The organism is Synechococcus sp. MIT2312, assembly GCF_059772315.1.
Genome location: NZ_CM186281.1, coordinates 723,411 through 740,873 on the forward strand (window position 1 = coordinate 723,411; position 17,463 = coordinate 740,873).

The 17,463-nt window shown below is 58.6% G+C and carries 15 protein-coding genes and 1 tRNA gene; 10 read left to right on the forward strand and 6 right to left on the reverse strand.

The features are described from left to right. The first annotated feature begins 6 nt into the window (after positions 1–6). The gene (locus tag AC6EI9_RS04460) at positions 7–1,749 is read left to right on the forward strand and encodes an ABC transporter ATP-binding protein (RefSeq protein WP_498469329.1); all 1,743 of its coding nucleotides are present in this window, start codon (positions 7–9) and stop codon (positions 1,747–1,749) included. A gap of 35 nt (positions 1,750–1,784) precedes the next feature. Then, entirely contained in the window at positions 1,785–2,015 is a 231-nt protein-coding gene (locus AC6EI9_RS04465) for a DUF6447 family protein (protein ID WP_114992619.1), read from the forward strand. 87 nt (positions 2,016–2,102) lie between these two features. On the opposite strand, the gene AC6EI9_RS04470 is transcribed toward AC6EI9_RS04465, so the two are convergent. The 3 genes from AC6EI9_RS04470 to carB are packed head-to-tail and all read right to left on the reverse strand — an operon-like array spanning position 2,103 to position 7,494. Further along, the gene (locus tag AC6EI9_RS04470; protein ID WP_498469330.1) at positions 2,103–3,476 is read right to left on the reverse strand and encodes an alanine/glycine:cation symporter family protein; all 1,374 of its coding nucleotides are present in this window, start codon (positions 3,474–3,476) and stop codon (positions 2,103–2,105) included. After that, a complete protein-coding gene (locus tag AC6EI9_RS04475) occupies positions 3,476–4,144 on the reverse strand; it encodes a DUF3386 domain-containing protein (RefSeq protein ID WP_498469331.1) in 669 nt (222 codons plus the stop codon). Before AC6EI9_RS04475 ends, AC6EI9_RS04470 begins: the two co-directional genes overlap by 1 nt. Positions 4,145–4,185: 41 nt before the next feature. Further along, the gene (gene carB, locus AC6EI9_RS04480) at positions 4,186–7,494 is read right to left on the reverse strand and encodes a carbamoyl-phosphate synthase large subunit (protein WP_498469332.1); all 3,309 of its coding nucleotides are present in this window, start codon (positions 7,492–7,494) and stop codon (positions 4,186–4,188) included. A 123-nt stretch (positions 7,495–7,617) separates the two neighbouring features. Between carB and AC6EI9_RS04485 the strand changes: the two genes are divergently transcribed. The 6 genes from AC6EI9_RS04485 to AC6EI9_RS04510 all read left to right on the forward strand — a co-directional run bounded on the left by AC6EI9_RS04485 (position 7,618) and on the right by AC6EI9_RS04510 (position 12,362). After that, entirely contained in the window at positions 7,618–8,253 is a 636-nt protein-coding gene (locus AC6EI9_RS04485; RefSeq protein WP_498469333.1) for a DUF3318 domain-containing protein, read from the forward strand. After that, a complete protein-coding gene (gene rsfS, locus AC6EI9_RS04490; protein ID WP_498469913.1) occupies positions 8,246–8,611 on the forward strand; it encodes a ribosome silencing factor in 366 nt (121 codons plus the stop codon). The genes AC6EI9_RS04485 and rsfS overlap by 8 nt, the downstream gene beginning before the upstream one ends. A 13-nt stretch (positions 8,612–8,624) precedes the next feature. Next, positions 8,625–9,119, forward strand: coding sequence for a CGLD27 family protein (locus tag AC6EI9_RS04495; RefSeq protein ID WP_498469334.1), 495 nt, complete (start codon positions 8,625–8,627; stop codon positions 9,117–9,119). A gap of 19 nt (positions 9,120–9,138) precedes the next feature. Continuing rightward, positions 9,139–10,113: an asparaginase gene (locus AC6EI9_RS04500; RefSeq protein ID WP_498469335.1), complete on the forward strand. Its 975-nt coding sequence runs from the start codon at positions 9,139–9,141 to the stop codon at positions 10,111–10,113. Positions 10,114–10,164: 51 nt separating this feature from the next. Beyond that, positions 10,165–10,241, forward strand: a tRNA-Met gene (locus AC6EI9_RS04505). A 465-nt stretch (positions 10,242–10,706) separates the two neighbouring features. Continuing rightward, positions 10,707–12,362, forward strand: coding sequence for a GMC oxidoreductase (locus AC6EI9_RS04510; protein ID WP_498469336.1), 1,656 nt, complete (start codon positions 10,707–10,709; stop codon positions 12,360–12,362). Here the strand turns inward: AC6EI9_RS04510 and AC6EI9_RS04515 are convergent. Both AC6EI9_RS04515 and AC6EI9_RS04520 read right to left on the reverse strand, forming a co-directional pair. After that, positions 12,343–12,606, reverse strand: coding sequence for a DUF2811 domain-containing protein (locus AC6EI9_RS04515; RefSeq protein WP_498469915.1), 264 nt, complete (start codon positions 12,604–12,606; stop codon positions 12,343–12,345). The genes AC6EI9_RS04510 and AC6EI9_RS04515 overlap by 20 nt on opposite strands. Before the next feature lie 388 nt (positions 12,607–12,994). After that, positions 12,995–14,107, reverse strand: coding sequence for a sirohydrochlorin chelatase (locus AC6EI9_RS04520; RefSeq protein ID WP_498469337.1), 1,113 nt, complete (start codon positions 14,105–14,107; stop codon positions 12,995–12,997). Positions 14,108–14,157: 50 nt separating this feature from the next. Here AC6EI9_RS04520 and AC6EI9_RS04525 point away from each other — a divergent pair, with 50 nt between their 5' ends. Together AC6EI9_RS04525 and AC6EI9_RS04530 are read left to right on the forward strand one after the other, a co-directional pair. Then, a complete protein-coding gene (locus AC6EI9_RS04525; RefSeq protein ID WP_498469338.1) occupies positions 14,158–15,399 on the forward strand; it encodes an FAD-binding protein in 1,242 nt (413 codons plus the stop codon). Positions 15,400–15,429: 30 nt separating this feature from the next. Next, positions 15,430–17,010, forward strand: a complete 1,581-nt coding sequence (locus AC6EI9_RS04530) for a SulP family inorganic anion transporter (RefSeq protein WP_498469339.1) — start codon at positions 15,430–15,432, stop codon at positions 17,008–17,010. A 47-nt stretch (positions 17,011–17,057) separates the two neighbouring features. Here AC6EI9_RS04530 and AC6EI9_RS04535 read toward each other — a convergent pair whose 3' ends face one another. Further along, entirely contained in the window at positions 17,058–17,348 is a 291-nt protein-coding gene (locus AC6EI9_RS04535) for a hypothetical protein (RefSeq protein ID WP_498469340.1), read from the reverse strand. Positions 17,349–17,463: the final 115 nt, after the last annotated feature.

Here is a 17,463-nt window from a genome sequence, read left to right on the forward strand (position 1 = left end):
GACGCGATGCTGAAAACCTCCGAGGCAGGATTCCGCAGGCTGCTGCCATTGCTGCGTCCGCATCTGCCCCAACTGAGCCTCGGGCTGGTCTGCATGCTCATCTATGTGAGCAGCTTTCTATTGCTGCTCAACCTCGCGGGTTCCCTTTTCCCCGCACTGGGATCGAGGGATCTAGGGCGGGTGCTCGCGTTGATCGGGCAGGGCGTGCTGATTTTCGCGATCCAGAAGCTGGCTCAATTCGGTCAGGACTCACTGCTGGCAGGCCCCGCCCTTCAGGTGAGCAAGACCCTGCGCAGCAATCTGTTTCGTCGTCTGCAGACCGTTGAACTGGGAGCACTGGAGAAGCTCTCAGCCGGCGATCTCACCTACCGACTGACCGAAGACGCTGATCGTGTCAGTGAAGTGCTGTACAAATCGATTCACGACACACTGCCAAGCGCTCTACAACTGCTGGCGGTGCTGGGGTACATGCTCTGGCTGGACTGGAAACTCACGGCTTCCATTCTGCTGCTGGCACCGTTGATCATCTGGCTGATCAGCCTGTTTGGCGCCAGGGTGATGGCAGCCACCGAACGCAGCCAGAAAAAAGTGAGCGAACTGGCCGGTTTGCTCGGCGAAGCCATCGAGGGCCTGCCGCTTGTGCGGGCGTTTGCAGCAGAGCCCTGGCTGCAAGGTCGATTTGAAGACGAGATTGATCAGCATCGTCAGGCTCGACATCGCACCTACAGCCTTGTGGCGCTGCAGCATCCGGTGGTGGGAATGATCGAAGTGGTGGGCCTTTTCTCAGTACTGGGACTGGCCGCCTGGAGGATTCAGAACGATGGCCTGAGCATTGCTGGCCTGAGCAGCTATCTCACCGGCCTTGTGGTGCTGATCGACCCCATTGCGCATGTCACCAACAACTTCAATGAATTTCAGCAGGGACAGGCTTCGCTGCGACGACTGCGCCAGATCGAACAGGAGCCTCAGGAAACTGCGGACCCTGACCCCGCCTTGCCGATTGGTCGGCCTGCAGGACACCTGAATCTGCATCGCGTTCATTTCGCTTACGGCAATGGCGAACCTGTGCTTCAAGACATCAACCTGACCATCGAAGCCGGTCAGGTGGTGGCGCTGGTTGGCCCATCCGGTGCCGGCAAAAGCACATTGTTCTCCCTGCTTCTGCGCTTCAACAGTGCCCAGTCAGGAGAGATCGAGCTGGATGGCAAGAACCTGGCGCAAGTGAAAGCGCGCGAGCTGAGGCAGCAGGTCGCCCTCGTTCCCCAGCGCACAACGGTGTTCTCCGGCAGCATTGCTGAAGCGATTCGTTTCGGCAGACCAGCGAGCCATAATCAGCTGCTCGAAGCAGCCCGTCTGGCCAATGCCCATGACTTCATCATGGCCTTGCCAGATGGCTATGAGACGAAGCTGGAGGAACGTGGCACCAATGTTTCCGGAGGCCAGCTGCAACGCATTGCCATTGCCAGAGCCGTGCTGGGAAATCCCGCGGTGCTGTTGCTTGATGAAGCCACCAGTGCCCTAGACGCTGAGGCTGAGGCGGCTGTTCAGCTGGGATTACGCCAGGCCATGCATGGCCGCACCGTGCTGGTGATTGCCCACCGACTGGCCACGGTGCAGGAAGCCGACCAGATCGTGGTGCTTGACCGTGGTCAAATCAGCGAACGAGGCAGCCATGATCAGTTAATGGCGAACAACGGTCGCTATCGAGATCTGTGTGAACGCCAAATGATTCGCGATCGGTGCAGCTAAGTTTCGATGGATTCAACAGTGATTCAGTCCATCCGATGACCGCAACGCCAGCAGAAAATCCAGTGCTCACCTTCGAAGGCAAGCGCTACAACCTCAATGAGCTTCCTGAAGATCTGAAGGAACTGGTGCGCGGCATGCAGGTCGCCGATGCGCAATTGCGGATGCACGAAGACACCCTGAAAGTTCTGGCCGTGGGTCGTCAATCCATGGCCATGCAGCTGAATGAACGCCTGAAGAACGTCACCCCGATGCCCGATCAAGGCTGAGCGATCAAGGGGTCTGCACAATCCCCATCATTAAAAAAGCCTCCGGCCGATGGCGGAGGCTTTCCCACAGCGGATCATCCGATCCGATCAGTTGGATGATTCCGACGCATCGGGGAAGCGATAGCGACGGGTGAGTTCAAAAACGGTTCCTGACAACAGCACCAGCGCGATCAGGTTGGGAATGGCCATCAGGCCATTGAGAGTATCCGCAACACCCCACACCACACCGCGATCGCCGACCAACGAACCGATCACCACCACTGCCACCCACACGCCCCTGAAAGGCAGAATCGCCTTCACACCAAACAGATATTCAGTGCAGCGTTCGCCATAGAAACTCCAACCGAGGACGGTGGTGAACGCGAAAACAAGCAGACCGAAGGTGACGATCCAGCCCGAACCGGCCAGCGCCTCGTTGAAGGCTGCGATCGACAGCTCAGAGCCCGACAATCCACCTCCGGCGATCCCACTGACCAAAATCACGAGGGCGGTGAGAGTACAGATAATCATCGTGTCGATGAAGGTGCCGAGCATCGCCACAGTGCCCTGACGAACGGGATCATCCGTGCGGGCAGCAGCATGGGCAATCGGTGCACTGCCCAGGCCGGCTTCATTGGAGAAAACCCCCCGTTTGAATCCCATCAAGATCACCTGCGTGAGCGTGCCGGTTGCAGCGGCCTGACCAGTGAATGCATTGCTGAAAATGCTGGCGAAGGCGTCACCGACGCTGCCGAGGTTGGCCAGAAGAATGATCAGGCAGGCCAGCACATAGGCGATCGCCATGAACGGCACAATCGCGGAGGCGGCCTTGGAGATCCGGCGCACACCGCCGATGATCACGGCAAAGACCAACACCCCTAGAACGACAGCTGTCACTTCCCGAGGCACCCCGAGCCCGAGCAAGGCACTGGAGACTTCAAAGCACTGAACGCCGTTGCCGATGCCGAAACCGGCCAGCATGCCGAACAGAGCGAACGCCCCTCCGAGCCAGACCCATCGAGGTCCAAGACCTTTGCTGATGTAGTACATCGGCCCGCCGACGTGATGACCCAGGTCATCCACCTCGCGGTAGTGAACCGCCAGAACGGCTTCGGCGTATTTGGTGGCAATGCCGAAGAAGGCGATTAACCACATCCAGAAGACCGCACCTGGCCCACCGATGGCGATCGCGCCTGCCACACCGGCGATATTTCCGGTGCCGACGGTGGCCGCCAGTGATGTCATCAGAGCCTGGAAGGAACTGATATCACCCTCAGCCTGCTGATCTGAAGGGGCCAACATCATGCGCACTCCATACGGAAGCCGAAGGATCGGCATGAAGCGCAGACCGACCATCAGCAGAACGCCGGTGATCGAAATCAGACCCACGGTCGGCCATCCCCAGGCGAAGGAACTGACCGGACCATTGATCGCGGTGACCACGCTGTCGAAATTGTCGGCAGCGCTGGCAGGAACTGACATCAGAGTGCCGCCAGATCGTTGAACTCGAACACCTGAAGCGTGTCGTTGCCGTCGGCATCCTTGGTGCTGATCGCTCGACGCTCAAGAACCCAGCAGCCCTGCTCACCAACGGGCACGAACGTGTCTTCAAACGAACTGGAGGCACCCCTGGCTTCGCCGCTGGCGGGATCCGAGTACTGGCTGGTGTAGTTGCGACTGAGATAACCCGATCCGGTGTCCGTGGTGCTTCCGGTGTGAATCGTGACCACCGTGCCATGGATATGCCGGTGAACCATCGTCACCACATCAGCTTTGATGCGATAGCGATCACCCTCTCCTTTCCCTCCGATCAATACCTCCAGACCTTCGTCAGTGCTGTCACCAGCAGTGAAGGTGTTGGCACCATGCACCTGTTCAAAAGGTCTGCGAACGCGATGAATGGCGACTTCCCAGAGTTGGGATGCGATCGCCTTCTCCACCTCGGCATCGTCGATGCCCTCGACCTTGGCCTTCAGATCCGCACCGATCTGGAAACGACCTTCAACACGACGGTCGCCTTGTTCCCAGACGCAACGTCCTTGATATCCGCCAAAACCCGGTTCCCAGGTGTAGCGATTCTGGTAAGCAGCTTGGAAAGCATCACGGCAGTCACTGCCGGGGGCAACGTTGGGAATGCTGGTGACAGTCACTTGAAGACATTGACGCTTCGGCGACCCTACCGGGGCTGACCCTATCGATGAACATCCTGAAGGGCATGGATATCAAACGTCTGCGATTGCAGCGCCTCAATTCCCTGAACAGCGGACCGAGCACCGGCAAGCGTGGTGAGGGTCGGTACGGAGTAATCGAGCGCAGCACGCCGCAAATAGCGATCGTCATGGGCCGCTTGACGTCCGATCGGCGTGTTGATCACAAGCTGCACAGCACCGGAGCGGATCAGATCCTCGATATTCGGGCGCCCTTCATGGACCTTCAACACTGGCTGCACCTGAAGACCAGCCTCACTCAATGTGGACGCTGTGCCAGCGGTGGCGGTGAGCGAGAAACCCAGATCAAGCAAACGCTTGGCCACAGGAACCAGCGCCAGCTTGTCCCGGTCATGGGTCGAGAGAAAAACACTGCCCTTGGTTGGCAGGGCCTCTCCAGCGGCGAGCTCTGCCTTGGCGTAAGCCATCCCAAAGTGCGAAGCCCAACCCATCACCTCTCCGGTGGAGCGCATTTCCGGACCCAGCAGTGAATCGGCACCGGGGAAGCGCCGGAAGGGGAGAACAGCCTCTTTCACCGCTTGAAGCGGCGGAGAAGGCTCCTGGCTGAGACCAATGTCAGCGAGAATCTCGCCGGCCATCAGGCGAGTGGCGATTCGTGCCAATGGAACACCGGTGGCCTTGGCCACGAAGGGCACCGTCCTTGAGGCGCGCGGATTGGCTTCGATGATGAACACCCGCTCCTCCCCTGAAGCAGTGCGTTGAACAGCGAACTGAAGGTTGATCAAACCCTGAACTTGAAGGCGTAGGGCGAGGGCCTTCGTCCAGGAGCGAATGGTGGCAAGGGCCTCATCTCCGAGAGAGACCGATGGCAGACAGCAGGCGGAATCACCTGAATGAATCCCTGCGGGTTCGATGTGCTCCATCAGCCCACCGATCACCACCACACCATCCCGGTCGCAAAGCGCATCCACATCCACCTCAACGGCGTTCTCGAGGTATTGATCGATGAGCACCGGATGATCCGGTTCCACCTGCACCGCTTCGGTCATGTAGCGATTGAGCTCCAACTCGTCGTGAACGACCTCCATCGCCCGACCACCCAGCACATAGGAGGGGCGCACCACCACCGGATATCCCACGGTCTCTGCCACCTTGCGTGCCTCTTGTTCGCTGCGGGCGAGGCCGTTGCGTGGTTGGCGGATGTCAAGTTCACGCAGAATCGCTTCGAACTGCTCACGGTCCTCAGCACGATCGATCGATTCCGGAGATGTTCCCCAGATACGGGTGCCCGTGGCCTGACCTGCCGGCGAATTCAACCAACGCAGCAGGGGCATCGCCAGCTTGAGCGGCGTTTGGCCGCCGAATTGAACAATCACGCCTTCAGGCCGTTCCGCCTCGATCACGTTGAGAACATCCTCAAACGTGAGTGGTTCGAAATAAAGACGGTCACTGCTGTCGTAGTCGGTGGAGACCGTTTCGGGATTGCTGTTGAGCATCACTGTGGCGAAGCCACGGTCCTGGGCGGAAAACGATGCATGGCAACAGCAGTAATCGAATTCGATGCCTTGGCCGATGCGATTGGGACCGCCGCCCAGGATCATCAGCTTGCGTCTGTTGTCCTCCGACACTTCCGTCGCCGGGGGCTGCACCGTCAATGTGCCTGTTGCATCCAGGCGAGACCACGGACGTTCATACGTTGAATAGTGGTACGGAGTGGTCGATGCGAATTCGGCCGCACAGGTGTCCACGGTCTTGAACACAGGACGCACACCGAGGTTCAGTCGCGCTTCGCGCACATCCAGCTGATCTGAGCCGGTGAACCAGGCGATCTGACGATCGGAGTAGCCGAGCTGCTTCAGCCTGAGCAAATCCGCAGCGCTGAGGTCCGACAACTGACGATCGTTGAGCAGTTCAGATTCGGTGTTGATCAGAACGCGCAACTTGGCCAGGAACCAGGGGTCGATGCGGCTGAGCTCGTGAATCTGCTCATCCGTGCGTCCCGCCACCATGGCGGCTCGAACAGAGAGGATTCGTTCCGGTGAGGGCGTGCGCAGGGAGCGGTCAAGTTCTGCTGCGGTGAGCTCCGGCTCAGCGCGATCACCACCCCAGCCGGCCAGGCCTGTTTCCAGAGATCGCAACGCTTTCTGGAACGACTCCTCGAAACAGCGTCCGATGGCCATCGCCTCGCCCACCGATTTCATGGCCGTGGTGAGCACTGCGGGCGAACCCCTGAATTTTTCGAAAGCGAAACGCGGAACCTTGGTGACGACGTAATCGATCGTCGGTTCAAAGCAGGCAGGTGTTTTGCCGGTGATGTCGTTGAGAATCTCGTCGAGGGTGTAGCCAACGGCGAGACGCGCGGCAATTTTGGCAATGGGGAATCCTGTGGCCTTGCTGGCCAGAGCCGACGATCGGCTGACGCGGGGATTCATCTCGATCACCACAACTTCGCCATCGGCGGGGTTGATCGCGAACTGGATGTTGCTGCCGCCAGTGGCTACACCGATCTCACGAATAATGGCGATGGATTGATCCCTCAGTCGCTGGTACTCGCGATCCGTGAGGGTCTGGGCTGGGGCCACGGTGATCGAATCACCGGTGTGAACACCCATGGGATCGAGGTTTTCGATGCTGCAGACAATCACCACGTTGTCGGCGAGATCGCGCATGACCTCCAGTTCGAATTCCTTCCAACCCAGCAGCGACTGTTCGATCAGAATCTGCGAGACGGGACTGGCATCAAGGCCGGTTTTGCAGATCGAGGCATATTCCTCTGGGTTGTAGGCAATCCCACCTCCACTTCCGCCCAGAGTGAAGGCGGGGCGAATGATTCTGGGATAAGTGCCGATAGCGGCTCCCACAGCCTCCGCCTCCTCCATCGATGACGCGATTCCCGAAGGACAGACCTTCACTCCGATCCTTTCCATCGCCTGCTTGAACAGCAGTCGATCCTCCGCTTTTCGGATCGCCTGCAGATCGGCACCGATCAACTCGACCCCGAATCGCTCCAGGGTTCCGTTCTCAGCCAGGTTGACAGCGAGATTGAGGGCGGTCTGGCCTCCCATCGTGGGAAGCAGGGCATCGGGTCGCTCCTGTTCAATCACCCTCGCGACCACCTCAGGGGTGAGCGGTTCCACGTAGGTGCGATCCGCCATATCCGGATCGGTCATGATCGAAGCCGGGTTGGAATTCACCAGCACGACCTCATATCCCTCGGCGCGAAGTGCTTTGCACGCCTGAGTTCCCGAGTAATCGAACTCACATGCCTGGCCGATCACGATCGGCCCTGAACCCAGCAGAAGAATGCGACGAAGGTCATTCCGCCGGGGCATGGGCGTTCTCTCAGCGGCCAAACCTTTTGAGTCTCCCACGCAGCCCCATGTCCACATGCATCTGTTCAGCGGCAGGTGCCCGGCAGTCGCTAGCGTTGGGGGTCAGGAGAACAAGCGACAATCATGAGTGAGCTCCAGCGTCTGAAAGGGTTGCTTCCCCCGGAGATGCAGAGCTGGGTGTTCGTCGAGGCAGCCGCTGCCGTAGAGCCGGCTTTGATCACCCTTGAAGAGATCGGCAGGGATGAGGTTGAGATTCAGATTGATCTCGAAGCTTGGGACAACCTCGCCCTCGACCACCGCAATCTGCTGTTCTGGCACGAGGTGGGCAGGATTCAGAACGACACCATCCCCCGCGATGGATGGGAGATGGCAGCCCTTGCGATTGGTCTGGGCGGGGCCATCGGTGAGCTCTGGGTGCAAGACGGCCTGCTGTTGTTCATGGCCCTCGGTTTGTCCGGATTCGCGGGCTACCGCCTGTATTTGAAGAACAATGCGGAAAAACGGCTGCGCGATGCCATCTCTGCTGATGAACGGGCCATCGATCTGGCTTGTCGTTTTGGTTACAGCGTCCCGAATGCCTACAAAAGCCTGGGCGGCGCGCTGAAGGATCTCGTCGAAAAAACCAGAAAGAAGAAAAAACGCAGCTTCTACGAAGACCGACTCGAGGCATTACGCAAGAGTGCCGGCAAAGCTCGCGCTGAAATGGCGCAACAGCAAGGTTCTCGTCAGTCCGTCACCAGCGAAAATGTCTATGGATAGTGAACAGCTTGCGGAGCTCGCCGCCGATGCGTGCGATGACCGCAAAGCGGTGGACATCCAGCTCATCCGCGTTGATGAGGTCTCAAGTCTTGCTGACTGGATGGTGATCGCCGGTGGCCAGAGTGACGTTCAGGTCAGAGCGATTGCACGCTCTGTCGAGGATCGGATTGAGGATGAGCTCCAGAGACTTCCCCTACGAAAAGAGGGAGTCAACGAGGGACGCTGGGCCTTGCTGGATTACGGCGAACTTATCGTGCACGTGCTCCAACCCGGAGAAAGGAGTTACTACGACCTTGAAGCATTTTGGAGTCACGGGGAACGCCGTCCCTACCTAACGTCCAGATCATCAGACGATTAGCAGGCGGCCCGGCATGGCCTCAAGCATTTCTTGTCCTGTTCCCCCTGAGCAGAGACCTCAGGAGGAATTTTCTCAATTCAGCCGATCCTGGTTTTTTGCATGGCCCTGTACGGCCCAGGTGTCGCTGGATCGGGCTTTGCTGATCAGCTGGCTGCTGATTTCACCAATCACAGTGCTGGTGGCCAGTGGTAGCTGGACCTTGCGCCACGATCCAGTCCGTTTGCTGCTTGCCGGCGGAGTTGCTGCACTTGTGATGCCGATGCTGCTGTTGATTCGACAATGGCTGGGCTGGACCTACGTGCACAAACGCCTGCTGTCGGAGAAGGTCGAATATGAGGAATCAGGCTGGTATGACGGTCAGGTCTGGGAAAAACCCGTGTCCTGGCGAGAACGTGATCTTCTGCTCGCTCAGCATGAAGTCAGGCCCATCCTTGGCCGTCTCGGTAGGGCCATGGCCCTCGTGACCGGCCTGATGCTGGGCGGTGCAAGCATCTGTCAGGCTCTCTGAACCTTTGGAACATCAGGGCATGTCGATCCCATCGGGTTACCGCGGTTCGGCGCGCTCCCTGAGTACACCACCATTGGAGGTCCGGCTGCGACGAGGCTCCTCCATCGAGTCCACCCACCGTGTGCATGCAGTGGTCTGCGACAGCCGCGGCCGGGTGCTGATGAGAGCTGGGCAGCCAGACTTCGAAACGTTTATTCGTTCGGCGCTCAAACCCTTTCAGGCGCTGCCGCTGATCAGCAGCGGTGCCTCGGAGACCTACAACTGTGGGGAACGGGGAATCGCCATCAGCTGCGGATCTCATTCAGGCACCCCGAATCATGCGCGTGAGGCCTTCCGGTTGCTCTGGAACGCAGAACTGGACAGTGATGATCTGCAGTGCCCCATCCCATCAGGCTGTTCCAGTCCTCTTGAGCACAACTGCTCGGGCAAGCACGCTGCGTTTTTGATCACAGCCCGAAAAATGGGATGGCCCGTTGAGACCTACCTCCAGGGAGACCATCCTCTGCAGCAGGAGATCACGCGTCGCGTGGCAGAACTGCTCGGCCTGCCCCCTGATGAACTGGTCGCTGAACGCGATGACTGCGGCGCCCCCACACTGCGCCTTCAGCTCAACCAGATCGCTCTGTTATTTGCCCATCTGGGCTCTTCCGCTCATGCGGAGTTGGAACAGATCAGCCGGGCGATGCTGGCGCATCCCGAACTGGTGGCTGGAGAGGGGCGATTCGATACGGAATTGATGCGCCGCTCCCATCACCAGGTGATCAGCAAAGGAGGGGCAGAAGGCATTCAATGCCTGAGCCGAACCGGCGAAGGCCTGGGCGTGGCCATCAAGGTTGAAGATGGCGCCCGACGTGCCAAGCAGGCTGTGGCTCTGCATCTGCTGCGTCAGCTCGATTGGATGACGCCGAGCGGACTCAAGGAACTGGAGGAACAACTGCTGATTCTCAACCCTGGCGTTCATCTGGATGTGGAAGGTGAGCTGCGAACCTCCTGATCACGCTTGAGTGGTGTCTTCGATCACCAAGTTGTATAGTTATTAGGTCAACGCGGGGTAGAGCAGTCTGGTAGCTCGTCGGGCTCATAACCCGAAGGTCGGGAGTTCAAATCTCCCCCCCGCCACCAATTTCAAAAGCCCCACTTTGTTGGGGTTTTTTAATGCTTTCCTCGGGTGGTTAATTGCGCTCGAATCGCTTCAAACGCAAGGTCTGAACAAGGAACGCGATTTCAGCATCTTGTCTTGAAAGCAACACATCGGTTTCAGGCTGCCACCACAGCGCTGGTCAGCAGCATGGTGAATCGTTGCATCTGGACGACAACGTAGAGATTCAACTTTGCAAGAAAGATCTCGATTGCCGATGAAGTACGCAGAATCAAAATGAGCCTTTTGTCTGATTCAACAACCGCCCGAATCAGCCTTGAAATCCTCTGCATTCGCTCTCGGCGATCGGTGGTGCTGCCATCAAACTCTGATGGCTCAGCTCGGAAACAGGTCTGAGCAAGAGGGACGGCAGCCGCAGCAGCAAGACTCAGGAGACTGGCCAGAGCCATCGACCGCGTCGGACACTATCGGTAGGTCGTCGTCATGCCGTGTCCTTGAATCCCTTTGAAGCGATTGTGATCGGGTCGGGAGCCACAGGTGGCGTCGCCGCGATGACACTTGCCGAGGCAGGGCTGCGGGTTCTGGTTGTGGAGGCGGGCCCCGATCAATCAGCTTCGGAAGCTCTGGGGAGCGAGCCTGGCAACAGTTTGAGGCGGGCCGAAGGGCTGATCAGCGGCCGCCATCGTCGTCAGATCCAGCATCCTGGCTACTGGAAACAGAACCCCGCCCTCTATGCAGACGAGCGTCTGTACCCGTACAGCACGCCAGAGGATCAACCATTTCTTTGGACCCAGGGTCGTCAAGTTGGAGGCCGCAGCCTCACCTGGGGTGGCATCACACTGCGACTCTCCGACTATGAATTCAAGAGCGCGGATCATGACGGATACGGCCAAAACTGGCCCATCACTCACGCTGATCTCGATCCTCACTACAGCGCACTCGAGCAGCTGTTTGAAGTCCGTGGTGAGCGGGATGGCCTTGAGCAGCTCCCCGATGGTCAGATGGCACCGGCGTTGCCATTCATGCCTGAGGAGGAGCGGTTCCGTGAGCTGCTGACAAGGGAACGCGGCATCCCCTTCATCCATTCGCGAGGCTTTGAGGCCCACCAACGCCAGCAGATCCCCACCTGGCCCAAATCAAGCAGCAACGGCTCCAGCCTTCAGCGCGCTCTGGCCACGGGCCGGGTGGAAATTCTGTCCAATTCGATGGCGGAATACCTCGACATGGGTCCAGCACAAGAGCGTGCCCGTTCTGTTGTGGTGGTGAACCGCAGCACTGGAGAACGTCAACGACTGGACTGCAACCTTGTGGTGGTCTGCGCTTCAACGATTGCAACGCTGCGACTGCTGCTGCAGTCAGAGAGCCAAACGCACTCCAGAGGGTTCAGTGATCCCTCCGGCCAACTGGGGAAAGGATTGATGGACCATGTGTCCTGCTGTCGATTCTTCTCCGTTCCCAGTGCAACCGGATGTGGGGCGACACAAGTGTCCGACCCATCCAGCACACTTTCAGGAGCAGGCAGCTTCTTCCTGCCCTTCGGCAATGTCCCAGAAACTTGCGCGGGGCGCCCCTTTCTGCGCGGCTATGGGATTTGGGGAGGCATCAACCGGTTTGATCCACCTCAGTGGCTGAAACGCAATCCAGACCATCGGCTTGGCTTTCTGATCGGCCACGGCGAGGTGCTCTCAGATGCAAGAAATCAGGTGTGCCTCTCGCAACGCTGCGATCCACTGGATGTGCCAGTGCCCCATATCAGCTGCCAATGGAGAGCGAATGAGCAGGCCATGGTGCAGCACATGCAGAGCACGATTCAGGACTGCATCAACGTCGCAGGAGGTGTCACGACATCCCTGGCTGATCAAGTGCACCTTCCGCTTGTGAAGCCCCTCGTTGCCAAAGCTCTCTCTGCTCAGGAGAACGCTCCACCTCCCGGGTATTACATCCACGAAGTCGGTGGGGCAGCGATGGGAACCAGCGAAGACAACAGCGTCGTTGATCGATGGAACCGTCTCTGGCGCTGTCCCAACGTGCTGGTTGTGGATGGGGCCTGCTGGCCCAGCTCCGGATGGCAGAGCCCGACGCTCACCATGATGGCCATCACCCGCAGGGCATGCCTGGCAGCGGTTACGCCTGGGAACGACTGAACAGATCATCGAGATAGCGCTCCGTGACGGCGCGCTCGGAACAGCCGTTCTGGAACAGGAACTGGGCCAGGGCGGAACTCATGACCTGGTATTGATCCCAAGCCGGATTGGATCCGATGAAAGCTTTCATGCCCTGATAGAGCACTTCAGGGATTTCAGCCTCAAGACTCACAAAAGGCGATTCACCATCCGATGCGGTGGCCGGCTGCGAATCCATGCAGCGCTCCAAATGATTGCGATCCATCCGCGCTTCTGCGTCCCGTTTCCACCAACAGAGAGCCACACAACTGCCCTGTTCGTCAAAGCGAACAACGCGCTGCCAGTCAACAGGGATCTCAAACAAGACTCATTGCAGCGCAGGAGGTTGACCCAACAGAAGAGCTCAGACCAAAACTCGGCGAATCAAGCGGAGACTTCTGTCAAGTCACCAAAGGCACCGGAATCCAAAACCACAGATTCAGCCCTCAGGCGACTGCTTTCGGGAAACGGCGGTGGAAAAGCGTCCCAAAGCTGTGGAAAAGCCCAGCTTTTCTCCACAGCACCGCCGGACATCAGCCTCGCTTATCTAAGCAAGTCTCACGAGACTCGGGCAAGACAGAGACGCTTGAGCGCGCCATTTCCACTGAATTCCTTCAGATTTGAGACTCAGTGGCCTCCTGCTGTGGTGTTAAGCGACGCAGGGTCGTCGGTCCAAGGGGATGGTCGGCATGGGGGTAGGGGTGGTGTCCATGGTCATGGCTGTGATGGTCATGGGAATGGTCGTGGTCGTGATGGTGGCCACCGCCTACAGGAATCGGGATGCCGTCGGGTTGACAAACCCCCGTGCATTCGCTTTCGCAGAGGGCACAGGCTTCTGTCAGCCCCTCAACGTGGTGATGGTGGCTTGACTGGTCAAGTCCCACTTCCTGCTCAAAGCCCAGCACCTGAGCCCTGTATTTGCAGAGAGAGCAGTTCATTGCAGCCTCTCCCCCCATCACCTCCTGAACCCGCTCCAGGAAGGTGTCGAGAACGAAGCTGTGATCCCCCAAATAGGACGCGTTGACAAAGTCAACGTCTGGATGATCTTCCGCAACACGCTCTGTGTGTTGGCGGATGCGGCTGACCAACACCCCGGAGAACAGAAAATAAGGAAACACGATGATGCGCTTGAAGCCAAGCTTCACCACATGACGCAGCCCGGGTTCCACCAGTGGAAACGTGACACCCGAATACACGGTTTCTCCCCAGCCGAAGCCAAAACCCTCCACCAGCATCCTGGTGACCTTGGCGACGTTGGAATTGGCGTCCGGATCCGAGGAACCACGGCCGACAACCACAAGCATGGTGTCGGAGAGGTCAACACTGGATGTCCTGTTGAGAGCCTCCTGAATGCGGGCTCCTGCCGCGGCGATCATCAGCCTGTCCACGCCCAGTTCCCGGCCGTAGTCGATCTCCAGTCCGGTTTCAGCGCTGTAGGTGTTGAGCACCGAAGGGATGTCGTTCTTGGCGTGCCCAGCGGCAAACAACATCGCCGGCACGGCAAGCACCTTGACGACTCCCTGCTCGCGCAGTCGTTCCAGGCCATCTCTCAGGATGGGTCGTGCGAATTCAAGAAACCCGTATTCCACCGGCAATCCCGCCAGACGCTCTTTGAGTCCGTTGGCCAATCCCTCGAACTCGGCAACCGCCAGACGGTTGCGGCTGCCATGACCACAGATCAGAACTCCATGTTTGGTTGCAGCAGGAGCAATGATCTGCAGGGTCACAAGTGCGTTGCATCTGTATCAAACCTATTCACGGCCGTAAAACAAAGACCATGAATCCGCTGGCGCGTGATGCAAAAACCCTTGGATGTCTGACTCCCGGTCCGGAGCTGTTGAAACAGCTGATGTTGCAGCCGCTTGCCTCAACCCCTCTGCGGGTCTGCGCAGGAGGGACCACCAGTCGCTGCGCAGGCGATGGCTGCTGGACCTTGGATCTGCGACGACATCGACAGGTCCGCTATCACGAGAACTCCGCAGAAATCGAGTTCGGCGCCGGCCAGACGATGGCTGAGCTGCTGCAAGTCCTGCAAGCGGCTGACCGCAGCATTCCCATTGGACTCTCTGGTCTGACGGGAAGTGGATTCATCCTCACCGGAGGGATGGGTCCCCTGAGCCGTTCACAAGGCCTTGCTCTGGATTGCATCACTGCAATCGAAGGAATCTGGGGATCAGGCGAGTCCTTCTCGCTTCAGAGGGATCAAACAACAGAGTGTGGCCGTCGCTGGCGCGGATTGATGGGTGCCTCAGCTTTCCTGGCTGTCGTGACCCGCCTACGCCTGCGCACCCAACGACGCCAACCGCTGCACGTGCGCCATGGGGTCATCGCTCCATCGCAACTGCCCGAGTTGCTTCAAATCGCGGAGGGCTGGCCTGAAACCTGCAGCCTGCAGTGGAGCTGGGGCGACAGGTTGGAGATCTATGCGGTGGACTGCGGCTCAGAACAGCCCACACCCGAGACGCTGAAGACGCTGGATCCGATCCTGGGCTCAGATCATCAAACTGCCATCCAGTCCTGCACAGATCAACTGGATCAACCGACCTTTGGCCGTCTCGCCTCGGATACCACTGCTCCCATTCCGGTCCACAGCGAGGTGCTCGCACGACTCGGTCCAGCCATGGGGAAAGAGGCCGACCCGTTAGTGCAGTGCCTGAACCGGCGGATGCAGGAGAGACCCCATGGTGGATGTCGCATCAGCGCTCAACAGCTCGGGGGAGCAACAACGCGGGTCAAGCGCGGCAGCACATCATTCATTCACCGTGATTCAGTCTGGAAGCCTTGGATCACAGCAACCTGGAATCCAGGAGATCGCGTCGGGCGCCAACAAAGCCTTGAGTGGATGCAGCAGGTGAGTGACGACTTCAGCACGACATGCCCTGGAGTGCATCTCGCTCAGTTGCACGACCATCTGCCCGGCCATCAAAAGGAACTGGTTGAAGCCTTCGGCGAGTGGTTGCCGGACCTGCGCCAACTCAAGAGCGAACTGGATCCGGAGGGACGATTGCCGCCGCTCTGAACTACGGTCCCTGCACTCAACAGTTAATTGATGGCCTCAGGATCCGCGCCTCGGCAGTTGAATCTCGGCTTCGGCAACCCAAGCAAGGAACTGCTGTCCGGACTTGTGGTGGCCTTCGCCATGATTCCGGAGGCGATTGCGTTCTCCGGCATTGCTGGTGTGGATCCGCAGGTCGGCCTGTTCGGAGCGTTTCTGCTCTCGATCACGATCGCTTTCGTCGGTGGTCGCTCAGCGATGATCACCTCCGCCACCGGCTCCACGGCACTGCTGATGACCGGTCTGGTCGCAACGGGGGAAGCGCGCGGCGAAGGACTGGGACTGACCTACCTGTTGGTCGCCGGTGTCGTCACAGGCATCCTGCAGATTCTCTGGGGTTGGCTGCGTCTGGCTTACCAGATGCGTTTCGTGCCTCTTGGGGTGCTCAGCGGCTTTGTGAACGCGCTGGCGCTGCTGATCTTCCAGGCACAGTTTCCTCAGCTGGGCATCAATCTGCACTTCGGCGAATCCGACGTGGCGGGGCATGCTCATGACCTGTTGCCCCATGGCAGCCAGATTCCGATCGTCTGGGGACTGGTCCTGCTTGGCCTGGTGATCATCTATGGACTGCCGCGCCTCACGCGACTGGTGCCATCACAGCTAGTGGCCATCATTGTGCTGACGGTGATCTCGATCGGTTTCAGCCTGGAGATCCCCACCGTCAGCAGCCTCGGGGACTTGCCAACCGGACTGCCGCTGCCGAGCTGGCCCTTCGGTTCGCCAGCCAACATGAAAGTGCCCTTCAGTCTGGAGACCTTGGGCATCGTGCTGCCCACGGCCCTGGCCATCTCACTTGTGGGTCTGATGGAGACCTTCCTGACCCAAGACATCCTGGATGACCGCACCGACAGCAACTCCAACAAGAACGTTGAAGCAAGAGGTCAGGGCATCGCCAACATCGTGTCTTCACTGTTTGGTGGCATGGCGGGCTGCGCGCTGGTCGGTCAGTCGGTGATGAACATCGACAACGGCGGACGCACCCGGCTCTCCACACTTTTTTCAGGGGTCAGCCTGCTGGCCATGATTCTGCTGGGGCGGCCATGGCTCGAACAGATCCCCATGGCGGCTCTGGTGGCTGTGATGATCAGCATTGCCGTCAGTACAGCTGATATCGCCGGACTGCGTCGCCTCCGGTCAATCCCGAAAAGCGACACGGCCGTGATGCTGATGACCTTCGCTGTCACCATGCTGACCACGCCGCACAATCTGGCGCTTGGAGTGATTGCAGGGGTTGCTCTGGCAGGAATCCTGTTCAGCCGAAAGGTGGCCAAAGTGATCCGTGTTGATGCTGTGGATGTGAATGAGGAGATGCGCCGCTACGTCGTCACTGGGCAGTTGTTTTTCGTCAGCAAGATCTATTTTCTTCAGGGATTTGACGTTCATGATCATCCCAGTCAAATCACGATTGATCTTTCAGCCGCTCATATCTGGGATCAAAGCGGCGTCAGCGCACTTAATCAGGTGATTCGCAAGCTTCAGCAAGGTGGATCGAAGGTCGATGTTCAAGGATTGAACGAAGAAAGTCTCAATCTTTTCGAACGAATCGGGTCTCAGCCTGAAGGGGGTCATGGCTGAAGGAAGCAATAGTTAGGGCTGCGATCCGAACAGATGAATCAACAGGTTCACTGACTGCTGTAAAGAAGGCCCAAGCAGGACGTGAAGTCATTACGCATTCCTTGCAGGCGCTGTTCGATCTGCTGATCGTTCGAATGCTCCTGGAGATAGCGCTCGGTGACGTCATTACCGATGCTCATCACGAGGCAAAGAGTCTGAAGATCGTCGGTATCAACAGCACGCTGCTTGGCTCCCTCAAGCATCACGTTGAGCAGGGCCATCTTGTTGTTGTAGGCCTGTCGGTCTCCGAGCTGCCAGCTCAAAGCAGGAGAACCAACCACGGACAGGACACACGCCATGGCGAAGAAGGATCGCGGCCGAAACCGAGACATCTTTCGGCTCTTGGTCAACATGGTGATGACAGTAGAGATTCCTGCCAAGGTCAGCAGACATCCGTCTCAAAACTCTCAATTT

Bases quoted from the DNA above. Each gene is read 5' to 3' on its own strand.
- AC6EI9_RS04495 (WP_498469334.1), top strand. From the start codon at position 8,625: ATGGCCTCAAGCATTTCTTGTCCTGTTCCCCCTGAGCAGAGACCTCAG.
- AC6EI9_RS04515 (WP_498469915.1), bottom strand. From the start codon at position 12,606: ATGGATCGCAATCATTTGGAGCGCTGCATGGATTCGCAGCCGGCCACC.
- carB (WP_498469332.1), bottom strand. From the start codon at position 7,494: ATGCCCCGGCGGAATGACCTTCGTCGCATTCTTCTGCTGGGTTCAGGG.
- AC6EI9_RS04460 (WP_498469329.1), top strand. From the start codon at position 7: ATGCTGAAAACCTCCGAGGCAGGATTCCGCAGGCTGCTGCCATTGCTG.
- AC6EI9_RS04530 (WP_498469339.1), top strand. From the start codon at position 15,430: ATGGCCTCAGGATCCGCGCCTCGGCAGTTGAATCTCGGCTTCGGCAAC.
- AC6EI9_RS04500 (WP_498469335.1), top strand. From the start codon at position 9,139: ATGTCGATCCCATCGGGTTACCGCGGTTCGGCGCGCTCCCTGAGTACA.
- rsfS (WP_498469913.1), top strand. From the start codon at position 8,246: ATGGATAGTGAACAGCTTGCGGAGCTCGCCGCCGATGCGTGCGATGAC.
- AC6EI9_RS04465 (WP_114992619.1), top strand. From the start codon at position 1,785: ATGACCGCAACGCCAGCAGAAAATCCAGTGCTCACCTTCGAAGGCAAG.
- AC6EI9_RS04485 (WP_498469333.1), top strand. From the start codon at position 7,618: ATGAGTGAGCTCCAGCGTCTGAAAGGGTTGCTTCCCCCGGAGATGCAG.
- AC6EI9_RS04470 (WP_498469330.1), bottom strand. From the start codon at position 3,476: ATGTCAGTTCCTGCCAGCGCTGCCGACAATTTCGACAGCGTGGTCACC.
- AC6EI9_RS04535 (WP_498469340.1), bottom strand. From the start codon at position 17,348: ATGGCGTGTGTCCTGTCCGTGGTTGGTTCTCCTGCTTTGAGCTGGCAG.
- AC6EI9_RS04525 (WP_498469338.1), top strand. From the start codon at position 14,158: ATGAATCCGCTGGCGCGTGATGCAAAAACCCTTGGATGTCTGACTCCC.